The following is a 17,053-nucleotide window of genomic DNA, read 5'->3' as shown; positions in this document are numbered from 1 at the left end:
CCATTATTTCAGCCTACTGTTTGAGGGAACAAAATGTCATTTACACCTGTGCGTCGTTTTATGTGCGCGACTGCGCTAATGGTTGCCAGTTTTAGCAGCCATGCCGGGCTTATTATTAATGGCGATTTTGAATCGCATACGCTTAAAGCGGGCAGTTGGAGCTGGATGAGCAGCAATCTGTTTGAGGGTTGGAGTGGCAGCAATATTGAAATATGGAATGGCCTGAACGGTGTTCATGCAGTAAGCGGTAACCATTTTATTGAGTTAAACGCCCACGGCAGCAACCAGGGTAACTGGTCTATTTTTCAGACGTTTGCTACCGACATTGGCCAGCAGTATCAGCTGAGCTTTTTTTACCGGGCCCGCAATAACAGCAATGAACAGTTTGATGTGTCACTGGCCGGTGTAAATTGGTTAATTGACGACCACACTACGCAAGGCTGGAGCTTTGCCAGCCGCAGTTTTGTCGCGACCGACAGCAATACTACGTTGCGTTTTACTGCATTAAACTCCGGTACTATGGGTAACTTTCTTGATGCCGTACAGGTTAGCAGTTTACCAAGCGTACAAGCTGTACCAGAGCCGGCCAGCATTGCTGCTTTTGGTTTGGGTTTACTGGCCTTGGCCGGTGTAAGCCGTAAACGCCGTAATAGCCGCAGCGTTTAACAATAGCCGTAGCTAAGCGCTGAAAAAGCCGCCATCATTGGCGGCTTTTTTATTTACCGTCTGTTTGAACTTCGACAATAGCTTAGCAGCTACGGGTACGGAATAAACTCGTCTTCATCACCCACCACCTTAGCAAAGCGTCCGGCTTGCCAGTCTTGTTTGGCTTGCTCGATGCGCTCTTTACGGCTGGAGATGAAATTCCACTCGATATAACGCTGGTTCATACTTTCACCGCCGATAAGTGCAATCCGGCTGTCGGCGCTGGCGGTTATCACTACTCCCTCGACGCTGTTCAGTATCACCATGGCGTGCTCTGGCACAGTGGTATCCTTTAGCTGTAATGCACCTTTGGCAACATAAATGGCGCGCTCGGCACAGGTGGGCAGGTTAAGACTTTGCCCGGCGGTTAATTCGGCTTCGACATACAAGGTTTGCGCATAGGTTTTGACCGGTGAGGTTGCACCATAAGCGCTACCCATCAGCACCCGCACGGCAACACCGTTTATGTTTAGTGCCGGTATGCTGGTAGCGGGGTAATGATAAAACGCCGGGGCGATTTCTTCGTCGGCTTCGGGCAAGGCCAGCCACAGTTGCAGGCCGTGCAGCCTGTGCGCGGTGGCAGTGACTTCTGGCCGTTCGCGCTCAGAATGGGTAATGCCGCTGCCTGCTACCATAAGGTTAATATCGCCTGGGGTAATAGTTTGGTAGCTGCCTAAAGAGTCGCGGTGCAGTATTTCGCCTTCAAACAAATAGGTTACCGTGGCCAGGTTAATGTGTGGGTGTGGCCGCACGCTAATGCCTTTGCCTGCTGCAAATTCAGCCGGGCCCATATGATCAAAAAAGATCCACGGCCCAACCATTTTACGCTGCTGTGTCGGCAAAGTGCGGCGCACAGAAAAGCCGCCTAAGTCTTTGTCGCGCGGCTGGATCAGTAAATCGATGGCGCCGCAACCACTGTCGGTGTCGCAGTTTGCATTGTTGTTGCTGGTTTCTGTACTCATGTTTCGCCTACCTGCATTAACAAAAAGCCAAGTATAGAACAGCTGCCACAGATTAAAGAGGCGATAAAACCGCACATTCGCTTCGGTTTTATCAAACGGTGCTGTTTGCCGGTTAGCGCCAGGTTGACGGTCTATACTGCACTGAATGCCATTGGTCAGCATTTTTTTACCGTTGGTCTCGGGGCCGGCGCTTTAGTCTTGATTACATACAGCCTTGTATGTATATTGCGCGGTCTAACCTGCCCAAGCTGCTACATGCGCTTAAGGGCAGTGGATAACAGGAGTGGGTATGGGTTTGAAACGTAAACTGAGCGTGGCATTGGCTGCGGTATTCGTATTGGTAGCCTGCAGCGAGCCACAGCAAGGCGCTGCGCAAAGCGCACCGGCACCGGAGGTGGCGGTGGTAACTTTGGCGACCACAGTATTGGCACTGACCACCGAATTACCCGGCCGCACTACCGATTATCGCCAGGCGGAGATCCGGCCACAGGTAAGCGGCATTTTGCAGCAACGCTTATTTACCGAAGGCCAGCAAGTTGAGGCCGGCCAGTTGCTATACAAAATTGATGCAGCGCCTTATCAGGCAGCATTGGCCAATGCCAAGGCCAACCTGGCTAGCAGCAAAGCGCTGGCGCATAACGCTAAATTAAAAGCTGATCGTTTTAAAGGCTTACTAGGCAGCAAGGCCGTAAGCCAGCAAGATTATGACGATGCTGTCGCCATGTTAATGCAAGCCGATGCGGCGGTAGCCAGCAGCGCTGCTGCAGTACAAACTGCGCAAATAAATTTGGATTACACTGAAATTACAGCGCCGATAAGTGGCCAGATTGGTCGCTCTTTAGTGACTGAAGGCGCGCTGTTAACCGCTAACCAAAGCCAGATAATGGCGACGATCCGCCAGTTAGATCCCATCTATGTCGATTTAAACCAATCCAGCACTGAGCTGTTAAAGCTGAAAAAACAACTGCGCGACACTGGCAGTGATACGGTAAGCGTAGATTTGCTGCTGGATGACGGCAGCGACTATGCGCAGCAGGGCAGCCTGCAGTTTTCTGAAGTTAACGTAGACCCTGGCACCGGCATGGTGACGCTAAGAGCGGTATTTCCGAATAGAACCGGTGATCTTCTGCCCGGTATGTTTGTACGCGCCCGCTTGCACCATGGCAGCGATGACAATGCCTTATTAGTGCCGCAGGCCGCAGTAAGCCGCACGCCAAAAGGTCAGGCGTCGGTTATGCTGGTAAACCTCGACAACAAGGCAGAAGCCCGGTTGATTGAAATTGGCCGTACGGTGGGGCAAAGCTGGCAGGTACTGTCTGGCCTTAAAGCCGGTGACAAAGTAATAGTAGCGGGCTTACAAAAAATACGTCCGGGTGCAGCGGTGCGGGTAGTAGAGGCACCGGCAGCCGGCAGCCGGCAGCCAGACTGCGACAGAATAACGGGAGCAGTAAATGGCTAACTTTTTTATTAACCGGCCTATATTTGCCTGGGTAATCGCCATTGTGATTATGCTGGCCGGTTTGTTATCAATTAAACAATTACCGATAGAGCAATACCCGCGTATTGCGCCACCGGCTATCAGTATCAGTGCCTCATACCGTGGTGCTTCGGCGCAAACAGCCGAGGATGCGGTAACTCAGGTGATAGAGCAGGCAATGAACGGCCTGGATAACCTGATGTATATGTCGGCTAACTCGGATTCTTCCGGTAATGTCAGCTTAACCCTGACCTTTGAAACCGGCACCGATGCCGATATTGCTCAGGTGCAGGTGCAAAACAAACTGCAGCAAGCCTTACCATTGTTGCCACAAGAAGTGCAGCAAAACGGTGTTCGCGTTGCCAAAAGCAGCGGCGGCTTTTTGATGGTAGTGGGCTTTATCTCGGAAGATGGCAGCCTGGCGCGCGACGACATTGCTGATTTTGTCGTGGCCAACGTTAAAGACCCGTTAAGCCGCACCACCGGTGTAGGTAATGTGCAGGTGTTTGGCAGCCAGTACGCCATGCGGGTGTGGTTAGATGCCGACAAACTAAACCAGTATCAGCTGACGCCGGCCGATGTTACCGCAGCCATTCAGGTACAAAATAATCAGGTAACCGCCGGCCAACTGGGCGGTGCCCCGGCGCTACCCGGCCAGCAGTTTAATGCGGCGATACTGGCGCAAACCCGGCTGACGACGGCAGAAGAATTTGGCCAGATTTTACTAAAGGTGAATGCCGACGGCGCCAGGGTAAAGCTAAGCGATGTGGCACGGATAGAGCTGGGTGGTGAAGACTACTCGTTAATAGCGCGCTACAACGGCATGAATGCAACCGGTTTAGCCATAGAGCTGGCCACCGGCGCTAATGCGCTGGATACCGCCGCCGCGGTAAAAGCCAAGCTGGAAGAGCTGAAGCCGTATTTTCCCGAAGGCTTAAGTACGGTTATTCCGTATGACACCACGCCCTTTGTTGAGGTGTCGATAAATTCGGTAGTACAAACCCTGATTGAAGCCATTATTCTGGTATTTCTGGTGATGTATCTGTTTTTACAGAACTTTCGCGCCACGCTTATTCCTACGCTGGCGGTACCGGTGGTGTTGCTGGGTACCTTTGGCATTATGTCGGCATTTGGCTTTACCATTAATACGCTGACCATGTTTGGCATGGTACTGGCGATTGGCTTGCTGGTAGATGACGCCATAGTAGTAGTGGAAAACGTTGAGCGGGTAATGTCTGAGGAAGACTTAAGCCCGGTAGAAGCCACGCGTAAATCAATGGGACAAATTACCGGTGCTTTGGTCGGCATTGGTTTGGTGTTATCTGCGGTGTTTGTGCCGATGGCGTTTTTCGGTGGTGCTACCGGTGCTATTTATCAGCAGTTCTCTATTACTATTGTTACCGCCATGGCCTTGTCGGTGTTGGTAGCGCTTATTTTTACCCCGGCATTGTGCGCGACCATGCTTAAGCCAATAACAGGCGATCATCATGCCAAAGGCGGCTTTTTCGGCTGGTTTAACCGTGGTTTTGACAGCACTAACCGCAATTATCAACGTGGCGTAGCAGGTATGCTGGCACGGCCGAAGCGCTCGATGCTGGTGTATGGCGCTATCGTTGCGGTAATGGCCGTGATGTTTATGCGCTTGCCTACGTCGTTTTTACCGGAAGAAGATCAGGGCGTATTTTTATCTATGGTGCAGCTGCCTACCGGCGCCAGTCAGGAGCGTACCGAAGCAGTTTTAGATAAAGTGTCGGCCCACTATCTGAGCGAAGATGCAGTGCAGTCGGTGTTTACCGTATCCGGTTTCAGCTTTGCCGGCCGTGGCCAGAATATGGGCCTGGCCTTTGTGCGGCTGGCCAACTGGGATGAGCGCGGTGATGCCGACAGCGTGCAGGCAGTGATTGGCCGTGCCTGGGGCTTTTTTGCTACGGTAAAAGAAGCGCAGATATTTGCCTTTAACCTGCCGCCGATTGCCGAGCTTGGCCGCGCTACAGGTTTTTCGTTGTTCTTACAAGACCGTGGCGGTTTGGGCCACGACGCCTTGCTTAATGCCCGTAATCAGTTGCTCGGCATGGCCGCGCAGCAAGCCAACCTGGTGGGTGTGCGCCCCAATGGTATGGAAGATGCGCCGCAACTGAAAATTTCAGTCGACCAGCTTAAAGCGCAGGCGCTGGGCGTATCGCTTAGCAATATTAACCAAACCCTGTCTATTGGCTGGGGCTCTACCTATGTGAATGACTTTGTTGACCGTGGCCGGGTGAAAAAGGTGTATGTGCAGGCCGAACCACAGTTTCGTATGACGCCTGAAGACATTAATCGTTGGTATGTGCGTAACAACAACGGTGAGATGGTCAGCTTTGCCTCCTTTGCCAGCAGCGATTGGGTATACGGCCCGCAGCGGTTAGAGCGCTACAACGGTGTATCGGCGATGGAAATTCAGGGTGAGCCGGCACCGGGCACCAGCTCGGGTGATGCTATGGCCACCATGGAGCAGTTGATTAGCCAGTTACCAACGGGCATAGGTTTTGAATGGACAGCAACCTCGTATCAGGAGAAGTTGTCTGGTTCGCAGGCCCCGGCGCTGTATGCGTTATCAATACTGGTGGTGTTTTTATGTCTGGCGGCCTTGTACGAAAGCTGGAGCGTGCCGTTTGCGGTAATTTTAGTGGTACCGCTGGGTATTATCGGTGCCTTAATTGCCGCCTATATGCGCGGCCTGGGTAATGACGTGTACTTTCAGGTAGGGCTATTAACCACCATGGGTTTAGCGTCGAAAAACGCCATTTTAATTGTTGAATTTGCCCGCGAGCTGCAACAGCAAGGCAAAGAGCTTACCGCGGCGATACTGGAAGCGGTGCGCCTGCGCCTGCGGCCAATTATTATGACTTCGATGGCGTTTTCACTAGGCGTATTGCCGCTGGTGATAAGCTCGGGTGCCGGTTCGGCCAGCCGTAACGCTATAGGCACCGGCGTGCTGGGCGGCATGATTTCAGCCACGGTGCTAGCGGTGTTTTTAGTGCCGGTGTTTTATCTGGTGATTATGCGCTTGTTTGCGAAAAAGTAACCTAGGCCAAGCCATCGTTTTTACCTTTGCCGGTACTGCTGCCCCACGCACAGTGCCGGTTTTTTTAATCCGCAATAGCAAAGCTAAGATAAAATGTGGCACCTTCTCCGGGTGGCGAGCTAAACCAGATATCGCCGTGCATGGCTTGCATCAATTGTTTTGATAACGCCAACCCTAGGCCAGTACCACCTTGCTCACGGGTATTGCCGCTATTTTGCTGGGCAAAGCGCTGAAATATTTTTGCCTGAAATGCCGGTGCTATACCCGGTCCTTGATCACTAATACTAATACACAGACGCTGGTCTTGTTGCTGCAGGGTGATGCTAACCACACCCTGCTCTGGTGAAAACTTAACCGCATTAGAGAGTAAATTAGCCAGTACTTGCAGCAGCCGGTGTTCGTCTACCAAAGCGCTAGTATTCATGCAGGCATCGGCCGGCTGATACTGCAAGCTGACCTGGCGCTGTTGGCCATAGGTGGAGTTTTCTGCTACGGCGCGCTGCACGATCTTGTCGAGGTTATGCGGTTGTAGGTTAAATACCATCTGCTGCGCACCAAGTTTTTCCAGGTCGAGCAAATCGTTAATTAATAGCGTTAAGCGCTCGCTGTTACTGCCGGCGATTTGCAGTAATTGCTGCTGATGCTCGGGCGATAACGTGCCAGAGCGGATTAAATTTAGTGCGCCGCTGATTGAGGTTAACGGTGTACGCAGTTCGTGGCTGACTGTGGAAATAAACTGATCTTTGAGTAAGTCGAGCTGCTGCAGTTCATCATAAGCGGCTTGTTGCTGCGCCAGACTGCGCTGCAGCTCGGCGGTGCGCTGGGTAACCGCCTGTTCAAGTTGGACATTGATTTGCTGCACCAAATTTATCCGGCGTTTTACCAGGTAACTTACCAGCAAAATAGCCAGTAAGGCTGCGCCAAACTGCACACTGCGCCGTTGCCACCAGTGCGGCAGTACTTCAACATCCAATGTGGTTATGTTGCTGTTGAATTGACGCTGATTATTACTGGCTTGCATTTGTAAACGGTAACGGCCCGGCGCCAGGTTGGTGTAGTTAGCACTATTGCCATTTGGTAGCTGTTGCCAGTCGGTATCATAGCCGTCCAGTTTATAGCGGTAGCTATTGCGGCTGGGGTTGTTAAAGTCAAAGCTGGCAAAATGAAAAACCACACGCGAAACACCTGCAGGTACCTTAAGTTGCGTCAATGGTGTCAAGCTGGCTTTGGCGGCGTTTGGCTGCTGATCAAAGCTTACTCTGGTAATGGCCTGTGGGATTGCCGGAAGTGGCGCGAGCAGCATGTCCGGATTGACCAACTCAAGCCCAGCGGCCGAGCCAAAATACAGCTGGCGCTGATCTTCGGCGGCAGCGCCAAACATCAGCTCATTACTTATCAGGCCATCCATCTGATCAAAATGGGTTAGGCTGCCATCTGGTTTTAACACATACAAGCCTCTGGTACTTTGCAGCCAGATATTGTCTTGCTTATCGGTATGAATGCCTATCAGTGAGGCGCTATCCAGCTCGGCGTCGCTACGCAGTGTAACCTCAGCCGTTGCCAGGTTAATCAATAGTAGGCCGCGTTCAGTGCATACCGCCAGCGTATTGCCCGGCACAGTGCCAAGGCAAGTTAGTTGGCCAGTGTTGTCGGGCGTCAGCAAGTCAGACGCATACTGTTGGTGCAGTACGGTGATCTGCAGCGTTTGCCGGTTCAGGCGGTAAATGCCGCTCAGGCGACTGGCCAGCCAGATGTCGTCTGCCGTAACGCTAACGGCCTGAATCGCATCGCCGATGATGTTACGGTTAATATCGGCGAGAAAATGCTGTACCTCACCGCTGGCATTATCCAGCAGTATAACGCCGTTATACCAGAGGTTGATCAGGGTCTTGTTGTCATCGGTAAAGTGGATATTACGCACATTTTGCTGCGGTAATTGCAGTACGTTGAACGGCTGCGTATAGCGCTGAAAGTCTGTTTGGCCGGCAGCGAGATGGAAAATACCGTTGTCGGATCCGACCCATAGCGTTGCATCCGGCGCCCGGCGGATGACGTTAATTCTGCCAGGCAAACTAAAGTGCTGACGCTGTTGGCTGGCGTGGCTGTAGCGGATCAGGCTGCCGGGCTGGCCAAGCCACAACTGCTCCGGCTCAGCTAACAGGCTCTGTACCGGCGTGGTCAGGTCGTGCTGCAGCTCTGACAAACCGGCATTGCTGCTATTTTGAAAGGCCCGGCGCTGACGGGTACTAAAAAACAGCCCGCTTTCACGGGTGCCCGCCCAGGTAACCTGGCTCTGATCAATGAAAAAGCTGCGTACGTTAATATGCTCCAGCTCAACCAGTTTATGTTGAAAACGGCGGATAAAGCGGCGCTGTTGAGGGTTAACCGCATAAATTCCGCTAAAGGTACCAATCAGTAAATTGCCTTCAACACTGCTGGCCAAGGTGTTGATAGTGGGTAGCGGTTGTTGCTGTGGCAAGCTGATGTGGCTGAACTGCTGTGTGGCGGGTTGATACAGATACAAACCGTCGTCAGTGCCTAGCCATAGCTCATCACCAATAACATGCAGCGCACGAATAACGTTGGCCGGCCGAGACTGCTCTGCTGTTAGTGGAACGCGAACTAAACCGCTATGTTGTTGCCAGCGGTACAGGCCAGCTGAGGTGGCAATCCAGATGCTGTTATCCGGCGTTTGCGCAAACGCCCAAACACGCCGGCTGGGCATAATATCGTCCGCCGAGTCGATGCGGATTAAGCCGCTGGCGTCAGCATATCGATTAATGCCCGCAGTGGTACCAACCCACAGTCGTTGCTGCCGATCCAGAAAGAGTGTTTGGACAAAGGGGCTGGCCAGGGTATCGGCGGGGGCGCCATTAAACAACGAAATAGCGCCGTCTGCGGCATCAACCCGCGCCAGACCATGGCCCCAGCTGCCGGTCCAGAGGTTGTTATATTGATCAAATGCCAGCGCATCAATATCCGGCACCCACTTTAGCTTGGTCAGGCTTTGATTTAACAGTGGATGATGCTGAAACTGATAGCCGTCATACTGCATTAAACCAATATTGGTCGATGCCAGCCACACATAGCCATGCTGATCCTGGGTGATGCTGTAAATGCCAACATTGGGCAGGTTATTGTCGATAAGTCGTTTGTGCCAATTGCTGGCATGGGCGGTGGCGGTGCTTATAAGTACTATGCTGGCGAACAGGATTAACTGAAACGGTACCATCAATAGGTATTTCAAATCGGCACTCCGCAAGGTTGGCAAGCTAAACACCACATATATTAGCAGTATTTCAGTGTGTTAGACGCCGTGGATGAAAGCAAGGCCGACAATACAAAAGTCGCAGTAGAATGTAAGTATATTTAAATGTCTGCCACTGCATAGCCACTTAAGGCTGCTTTAAGCCCTGCAACATAGTGTCAATTAAGCTGCCGGCATACTGTTGTAAGTCACATTGCTGCGGCTTTAACAAATAATGGCTGATAATACCGCCAACATACATATGCAGTGACATCGCCGCCATTCTTGGCGACACACCACTGCGCAAACTACCGGATTTTTCTGCACGTTCAAAGGCACGTTGCATTACGGCCACGGCTTGTTCATCCAGCTCATCTTGTTTGGTTACGGCCGGGTTTAATTCGTCAATATATTCGCAGCGATGAAACACAATAGTGAGTACGCGATGATGCTGCTGACTGCTGGCAATTAAGGTTAAACCATTGACCATTAAATCGCGGATTTGCAAAAAAGGATCGGCCATGGTGTTGCTATCGACAGCATCCAGCAAATGCTGAAATGGCAAACGCACCCGTTCTAGCATGGCATTAAACAGCGCGGCTTTGTTGTCAAAATGCCAGTAAATGGCGCCACGGGTAACCTGGGCGGCAGTGGCAATTTTCTCCAGCGTTGTACGAGACACGCCATGCTGATAAAACAACACTTCAGCTGCATCTAAAATAGCGGCACGGGTGCTTTCTGCTTCGGCTTTGGTGCGTCTTGCCATAATGCTGCCTCTAACTGCGGGTATCTACTTAATCTGGCTGAAATATTATCACAAGTTGTTAGATTCGGCTGCTGCTAATAAACGCGCCGGGCCAGATGAGCACAACGTTCACTGTGCTGGCCACAGTAGTCAAAAGCGAATTTTGCGCTTAGCTTATCGTGGTTTTTAAGCCTGTATCAGTGGGTGCTGTGTACGTGTTTATCTGGTCCCGGCCGTTGTCTTTTGCTTGGTATAACGCCTGATCGGCTTGTTGTAGCAATACTTCGCTGCTGGCTGCAGGGTTTTCTAGCCCGGCAACGGCGATACCAATACTGCTGGTAAGCTGTAGGGTATTGTCATTTAGCTGCAGCGGGTGTTGGTGTAAAACTGCTAGTAATTTAGCCGCCACCTGCTCTGCCATTGGGCGCTCTGTCATGGGTAGTAACAGCAAAAACTCCTCACCACCAAAACGGCCAAGGACATCTTCGCTGCGAATATTGCTGCTGAGTAAATTAGCGGCGTGCTTAAGGGCTTTGTCGCCGGCTAAATGACCGAAACGGTCATTGATGCGCTTAAAGTGGTCTAAATCGAACAACAAAATGGCATATGGCTGCTGATGGCGCATATGCAGATGCTGCAGTTGCATCAGTTTACGGTTAAGAGCAAAACGATTGTATAGGCCAGTAAGCTGATCGCGGTCTGCCAGATGGCGTATTTTGGCTACCAGGCGCACTAAGGTGCTGCTGAAAATGGTGATATTGACCAGCAATACAAACACTAAATAGGCCCAGTACAGCTCAGATTTACCCTGGTGTACTACTGGCGTATCTTGCTGCTCAATAAATAGCGAGGTTAAAAAACGCAGTAAAAACAGCAGGCTGATACCCGCTAAAGGGGCGGCTACTGCCGCGGCATAGCGTTTTTTAAAACTGTTAGCGGAAGCCTGATACAAAATAGTGGTGCTCGATGCCAGGCTGATAAAAGCAAACGCAGAAAACAACAGGCCGAGCCAATGCTCTTTGGCATTATCTGGCACCTGTAGCGCTAGTATGGACCACAGCAACAGTAAGCCGAGGTCTGTTTTAATGGCAGAGGGGTGTTTAAACAGCGCCAAAAAGCCGGCTTTTAATGCGACAAAAGCCAATAATGCCAGTAAGTCGGCACCCAGCCAAAACAGCAGGCTGCTATCTACCTGGCGTAAAAATAACATAGCCACGCCAACAAACAGCAGCATATTGGCGGCAGAAAAACGTAGGCTGGCAACAGGGGCAATGCGCATTAGCCGCGACAAAATAAGCCAGGCTATGGTTGATACCCCAGTTAACAACATAATAAACACTAATAACTGCTGCTCAGTGGAGCTTACGGACATTCGATCACTACTTATGTTATCACCACTGGCAAAAGCTAAGCAGGCTTTTGCCGACAACACAAGTCGGTTTGCCGGCGTTGTTGCGTTAGATCAGTTTTATCTTATGACGAAGTCAAAATATGTGTCGGTGTATACCGGTGGTTGGTGAGTAAAATGCCACCACTCCATGTTATACACTTTAAAGCCAGCACTGAGCATTAAGCTTTCAAGCAGTTGGCGGTTTGCCTGTTGTTGCCGGCTAAGCCCGCTGGCACCGACGTTAGAGATCGGGTCGAACATATCAAAGGCTGATCCCATATCAATCGGTCGCCAGTTGCCGGTATCGTCTTGCTGCGCCAGGCTTAAATCGACAGTGCTGCCGCGGCTGTGGCCAGACTGCTCTGCTATGTATTCACCCACCAGTTTGTCTTTGTCCAGATTAGGGTAGTACTGCATTTTGGTGCTGGTGTCGGCCAAATCTGCTGCCCAGCGCATAAAATGATTTACTGCCCGTTGCGGCCGATAGCAATCGAATATCCACAGGCTATAGCCTTGTGCCATTGCCGCTTGCTGCACCTGTGCCAAGGCGGTGGCAGCATTTTGCTGTAGATAGCATTTATTGGCCTCGTAGCCATCTACCTGGGCGCCTACAAAGTTAGCGCTGCCAAGGTAGGCCATGTTTATTTGTACTGTGGGCAACAGGCTGCCCACATCACTGAAGTCTGCCGGTATGTCATTGGCACTAACGCCAAGGCCGGTTAATAATGCCAGGCTACCTAGTATACTTTGCATCGTGAGCTCCGGGTTAAATCATGATCAGGCCGGCGGCCAGAAAAGCCAGCAGCGCCAGTGCGCCGCAAAACAGCGCATAAGGTAACTGGGTTTTTACGTGTTCGAGTAGATCACAGCCTGAGGCCACCGAACTTACGGCCGTGCTGTCTGATATGGGTGAACAATGATCGCCGAATACCCCACCGCTTAAAATGGCGGCCAATACCAGCGAGGGCGGTAAACCTAGTAATTCTACCATGGGCATACCGATGGGAATCAAAATAGCGAAAGTGCCCCAACTGGTACCGGTAGTAAATGAAATAAGTGCGCCGGCCAAAAATAACAATGCGGGGATCAGCGTTAATGGCAGGCTGTCATTAACTATAGAAGCTATAAAGCTGCCGGTGCCGAGTAATTTTAAACTGCTGCCCAGTGCCAACGACAACAACACTATAGTAACCAGTGGCAATAACTCGCTCATGCCTTTAAAGCCAATATCTACCAATTGTTGATGCTTAAAGCGTTTACTCATTAGCATCATGCAATAGGCCACTAAACAGGCCAATGTGGTGGCATATAGTACCGACTGCGAGCCCGAACCCGATACCAGCCGGCCATTGCCGGTGAGTAGCATAAAGCCCAGCATAGATGCGACCAATGTTAGCAGCGGTACCAGCATAAATGTCGGGTGGCTGGGCGGGATGTCTATTTCGCTATGTGCGGCCAGTGTATGCAGTTGTTGCTCTGACTTGCGCATTGGGCCATACACTTTGCCGGTTATAATGGTGTACAGCACTACTGTTAGGGTAAATAGGGCATAAAAGTTCAGCGGTATGGTGCCAATTAATACGCTTACCGGGTTATCGCCCAGTGAGTAGGTGCTAAGCAGGCCTAGAATATAAGCGCCCCAGCCGTTTAGCAGAATAATAATACAGATAGGTGCACTGGTACTGTCGATAATATAGGCCAGCCGGGCGCGGCTCATTTTAAATTTGTCGAATAAGCCACGTGAGCTGATACCGGCCGTTAATGAACTGAGGTTAGACTCAATAAAAGTCACTGAACTGATAAAGAAGGTGAGTAAACCGGCCTGGCGCGGCGTTTTGGCGATGCCTTTTTCTACCAACATTTTAACCGTAGCCGACACACCACCAGAGTCGCGCATATAAGCCAGCAAACCACCTACTAACAATGAGAACATTAAAATGCGGGCGTTATCACCGTCTTGGGTTACCGCAACGATGCGCTCCAAAGTTTGAATGCTGCCATCGAGCAGTAACATTGGGCCTGCGCCCTGGCCCGCTTGCCAGAAAATGAGTAGTTCAGCGGTACACAGTGATAACAACAGCGCTAAAATCACTTCTTTACGCCACAGCACCACAATAATTGCCACCAGAGCCGGTAACAGCGTTAGCCAATCAGCCAAAATGGCCTCCTATAATTATTATTCTATTTTGCGTTAATGCTGAATAATTTATACCGGTTGTCCGGTTAGCCCGCAAGCCTTGGTGTGGCTTTTGCGAAAAAACAGTGCTTGCGGTGGATGTGGCTTGCAATCGGTTTGGCCGTTAGTAGATAACTTGCTTTTGTTAACAAAACTGCGCCATGCTTAGCCACACAAGACGTTACGTTACAGGTGTAGTATGCCGCGCACATTAATCTGGCTTTTGGCCGCGTTATTCAGTTTTACTACGGTGGTACCAGCAATGACATTCAGCAGTTTATCAGTACAGCAATACAATGAGTTCAAACAACCTGGGCTGGATAAACCACAATTGGTGCATAGCGATATTGCACCCGTGCTGGCACAGCACAAGCAAAACCCGTTGTTTCGTTTTAGTCAATTGGGACAGTCGGCTTTGGCGACACCAATTTGGCAAATTGATATTGGTACCGGGCCGGTGAAAGTGTTGGCCTGGTCGCAAATGCACGGTGATGAGTCTACTGCAACCGCGGCGTTAATGGATTTACTGAACATTATCGCGGCAGAGTCACAAGCGCCGTGGCGCAACAGCTGGCTGGATCGGCTTAGCCTAAGGTTAATACCTATGCTGAACCCGGATGGTGCCGCAAGTGGTGCGCGCTTTAACAGCATGGGCATTGACATAAACCGCGATGCTAAGGCGCTACAAACGCCAGAAGGGCGGCTGTTAATGCAGGCAGCCAGCGAATTTAAGCCCGACTTTGGCTTGAATTTACACGACCAAAACCGCTTTTATGCCGTTGGTGACAGTAACAAACAAGCGACAATATCTTTATTGGCACCGGCTTTTAACGACGCTAAAGATATTGACGACGCGCGTAAAAAAGCCATGCAATTGATTGGTGATATGCGCGATCTCATGGCAAACGAATTGCCCGGTTATCTGGCGAAATATAATGACACCTTCTCCTGGCGTTCGTTTGGCGACACCTTCGCCGGTATGGGGATTAGTACAGTGTTAATAGAAGCTGGCGGCCATCCGTCAGACGACAACCGCCAGGTGGCGCGCCGGCTAACCACGCAGTTGTTAGCAATGAGCTTAAGTAGCATTGCCAGTGGCGCCTATGCCAAACAGCCGCTAAGTGCGTATCAGGCAATACCGTTTAACCGGGATGGCGGTATTAAAGATTTACTGATTAATAACTTGGCGATTAGTGTCAATGGCAATGCCGCGCAGGTGGATCTGGCGCTAGATTTAGACATTGAGGGCGCCAAACAAGCGCGGATCCGTGATATTGGCGATTTATCTATTTATGGTAGTTACCATGCGTTTAACGCCAGTGGCTTGCGCTATCAGCCAGCCAAAGCTTACCGGCTAGACAAGCCGCTGACACTGGATGACTCCGGCTATCTGGCGCTGCTGCGCCAGGGGTACAGCCACTTTACCGGCGATGGCAGCTTGCTAACCATTAGCACCGCACTGCCAGTGTTGCTTAACCCGCAAGGGCTAAGCGCCGACGCACCGCAACGCAACCGCAGTGCCACCTTTTTGTTGGCGAATGACCAAGGAGTGCAACTGGCATTACTTAATGGCCAGTTGCTCGATCTTAACCGCGGCAAACTGTTAAATCCGCTTGGCACTTGAGGTTGAGGTAAATTAACGCTGGGTACCAAGTAAAAACGTCAGTGGTAGGTGTAAGCGCTCTGCCCAGGCGTTTTCACTGTGCCCGGCACCGTCAAAGCGCAAAGTTTGCCAGTTGCTGCTGTCGTAGCCTTTACTGGCCATGATGGCATCGGCCTGTGCTTGCAAGGGTGGATACCAGGCGTCGAGTGTCTCGGTGCCAAAGTCGAAATACAATTTGTGTCGGTCGGGATCGGGTAACTTTTGTCGCAGGTAGTTAAAAAATGCAGCAGGTATCGGATTGTCTTCTGGCGCAAAGCTGCCGGGCCAGTGGGTTGACAGACAAGCGGCACCACCAAATACCAGGGGGTATTCACTTAGTGCGTACCAGGAAATCAGGCCGCCCATACTCGATCCCATAATAAAGGTATTGTCGGCGTCGGTATGCACCGCATAGTGCTTATCGATATAGGGTTTAAGTTCCTGCACCAGAAAGCGCAGATAATTGTCGGAATACACGGGCTGGCTGAATAAGGCCTGCTCAATCGAGCGGCGGACTTGATACAACTGCTGCTGCGTTGCAGCGTTTAGTGCGTTAAAGGGTTGTTGTGGAAAATATTCACTGTGGCGCGCGCTACCAGCATTAAACACGGCTACCACAATAAAAGGCCTTACGTTGCCGCTATTTATAAGCTGTTGCGCCACCTCATCCAGCCGCCACTCCTGCTGATTCCAGCTGTTACTGCCATCGAATAGCATCTGGCCGTCATGCATGTAAAGTACGGCGTAACGTTGTGTTGGATCGTAACCATTTGGCAGCCAGATATCAACGTGGCGTGCGGGCACAAAGTTAGACGGAAATAGTTCGAGCCGTTCTATGCTGCCGGCCGCGACGCGCGGCAACTGTGCCCATGCAGAGCAGCTGAGTATCAGGAGTAATAAGAAAAGCAGTTTCATAGGCTAGTACACTCTCATAATCTGCGGCCGATGTTTCCTGGTTTATTTACTTAGCTGTTGCTGCCATTTATGCAGCGCAGCCAATTGTTTTACCACCAGAGCCTGAATACGTTCGTCGGTTAAGTTGCCGTCGGTGTCAAAGGCACCGCTAAAAGCGTTGGCAAACACCTCTGGCTGATTAAGCGGGTGTAAGTTTAAATACACACACACCTGACGCAGGTGATACTGGGCTCGGCTGGTACCCATGCCGCCGCCGGCGCCCATAATCGCCACTGCTTTACCGCTTAGCAGGTGATTGTCGGGTTCACGTGAGGCCCAATCAAGCGCATTTTTTAGCGCTGGTGCCAGTGAATAATTATATTCCGGACAGGCCAGCAGCAGCGCATCCGCACTAGCAAGTTGCTTTAGCAATTGCTGCACTGACGGCGGCTTTTCTGCCAGATCGGCATTGTAAAAGGGCACATCAAGCAGTTCGGCCAGATGAATTTTCATCCCCTGCGGCGCATGGGACTGCGCATAGTGCACCAGACCACGATTAGTTGATTTAGCGCGCAAACTGCCACAAATAGCCAATACATTTATTGTCATGAGGTTCTCCTGAAATGGTGAGGGTGTTTGCTGCATAGTGTAGTTCAGCATGATGCATTATGCGTTAATTCAAAAAATTTGAACCTTTGGGCCAATTTATTCCGCTTTTAGCCATTATCACGCCACGCTAAGCTTTGTACAC

12 protein-coding genes are annotated in these 17,053 nt (G+C 51.0%); 4 read left to right on the top strand and 8 right to left on the bottom strand.

The features are described 5' to 3' along the window. Positions 1-33: 33 nt before the first annotated feature. A complete protein-coding gene (locus I4W93_RS08515; RefSeq protein WP_205309802.1) occupies positions 34-666 on the top strand; it encodes a DUF642 domain-containing protein in 633 nt (210 codons plus the stop codon). 89 nt (positions 667-755) lie between these two features. Here I4W93_RS08515 and I4W93_RS08510 read toward each other — a convergent pair whose 3' ends face one another. Then, positions 756-1,667, bottom strand: a complete 912-nt coding sequence (locus I4W93_RS08510; protein WP_205309801.1) for a pirin family protein — start codon at positions 1,665-1,667, stop codon at positions 756-758. A 289-nt stretch (positions 1,668-1,956) separates the two neighbouring features. On the opposite strand from I4W93_RS08510, the gene I4W93_RS08505 reads away from it, so the two are divergent. Beyond that, the gene (locus I4W93_RS08505) at positions 1,957-3,126 is read left to right on the top strand and encodes an efflux RND transporter periplasmic adaptor subunit (protein ID WP_205309800.1); all 1,170 of its coding nucleotides are present in this window, start codon (positions 1,957-1,959) and stop codon (positions 3,124-3,126) included. Beyond that, positions 3,119-6,208, top strand: coding sequence for an efflux RND transporter permease subunit (locus I4W93_RS08500; protein WP_205309799.1), 3,090 nt, complete (start codon positions 3,119-3,121; stop codon positions 6,206-6,208). The genes I4W93_RS08505 and I4W93_RS08500 overlap by 8 nt, the downstream gene beginning before the upstream one ends. Before the next feature lie 64 nt (positions 6,209-6,272). Here the strand turns inward: I4W93_RS08500 and I4W93_RS08495 are convergent, their stop codons facing one another. The 5 genes from I4W93_RS08495 to I4W93_RS08475 form a co-directional block, all read right to left on the bottom strand. Then, positions 6,273-9,455 (bottom strand): sensor histidine kinase, encoded by a 3,183-nt coding sequence (locus tag I4W93_RS08495; protein WP_205309798.1) that lies wholly within the window; start codon positions 9,453-9,455, stop codon positions 6,273-6,275. A 148-nt stretch (positions 9,456-9,603) separates the two neighbouring features. Next, positions 9,604-10,221, bottom strand: a complete 618-nt coding sequence (locus I4W93_RS08490) for a TetR family transcriptional regulator (protein ID WP_205309797.1) — start codon at positions 10,219-10,221, stop codon at positions 9,604-9,606. 148 nt (positions 10,222-10,369) lie between these two features. Further along, positions 10,370-11,572, bottom strand: a complete 1,203-nt coding sequence (locus I4W93_RS08485) for a GGDEF domain-containing protein (RefSeq protein WP_205309796.1) — start codon at positions 11,570-11,572, stop codon at positions 10,370-10,372. Between the two features lie 96 nt (positions 11,573-11,668). Continuing rightward, the gene (locus I4W93_RS08480) at positions 11,669-12,343 is read right to left on the bottom strand and encodes a M15 family metallopeptidase (protein WP_205309795.1); all 675 of its coding nucleotides are present in this window, start codon (positions 12,341-12,343) and stop codon (positions 11,669-11,671) included. A 13-nt stretch (positions 12,344-12,356) separates the two neighbouring features. Next, positions 12,357-13,748 (bottom strand): Na+/H+ antiporter NhaC family protein, encoded by a 1,392-nt coding sequence (locus tag I4W93_RS08475; protein ID WP_205309794.1) that lies wholly within the window; start codon positions 13,746-13,748, stop codon positions 12,357-12,359. 217 nt (positions 13,749-13,965) lie between these two features. Here I4W93_RS08475 and I4W93_RS08470 point away from each other — a divergent pair, with 217 nt between their 5' ends. Further along, positions 13,966-15,390 (top strand): M14 family zinc carboxypeptidase, encoded by a 1,425-nt coding sequence (locus I4W93_RS08470; protein WP_205309793.1) that lies wholly within the window; start codon positions 13,966-13,968, stop codon positions 15,388-15,390. A 12-nt stretch (positions 15,391-15,402) separates the two neighbouring features. On the opposite strand, the gene I4W93_RS08465 is transcribed toward I4W93_RS08470, so the two are convergent. Together I4W93_RS08465 and I4W93_RS08460 are read right to left on the bottom strand one after the other, a co-directional pair. Next, positions 15,403-16,269 carry an alpha/beta hydrolase gene (locus tag I4W93_RS08465; protein ID WP_224673342.1) on the bottom strand — a complete coding sequence of 289 codons (867 nt, stop codon included), beginning with the start codon at positions 16,267-16,269 and terminating at the stop codon, positions 15,403-15,405. Between the two features lie 96 nt (positions 16,270-16,365). Then, positions 16,366-16,911, bottom strand: a complete 546-nt coding sequence (locus I4W93_RS08460; protein ID WP_205309791.1) for an NADPH-dependent FMN reductase — start codon at positions 16,909-16,911, stop codon at positions 16,366-16,368. Positions 16,912-17,053 lie beyond the last annotated feature (142 nt).

The organism is Rheinheimera maricola (genome assembly GCF_016918075.2).
GTDB classification, from domain to species: domain Bacteria; phylum Pseudomonadota; class Gammaproteobacteria; order Enterobacterales; family Alteromonadaceae; genus Alishewanella; species Alishewanella maricola_A.
This window is presented reverse-complemented; position numbering and strand designations above follow the sequence as displayed.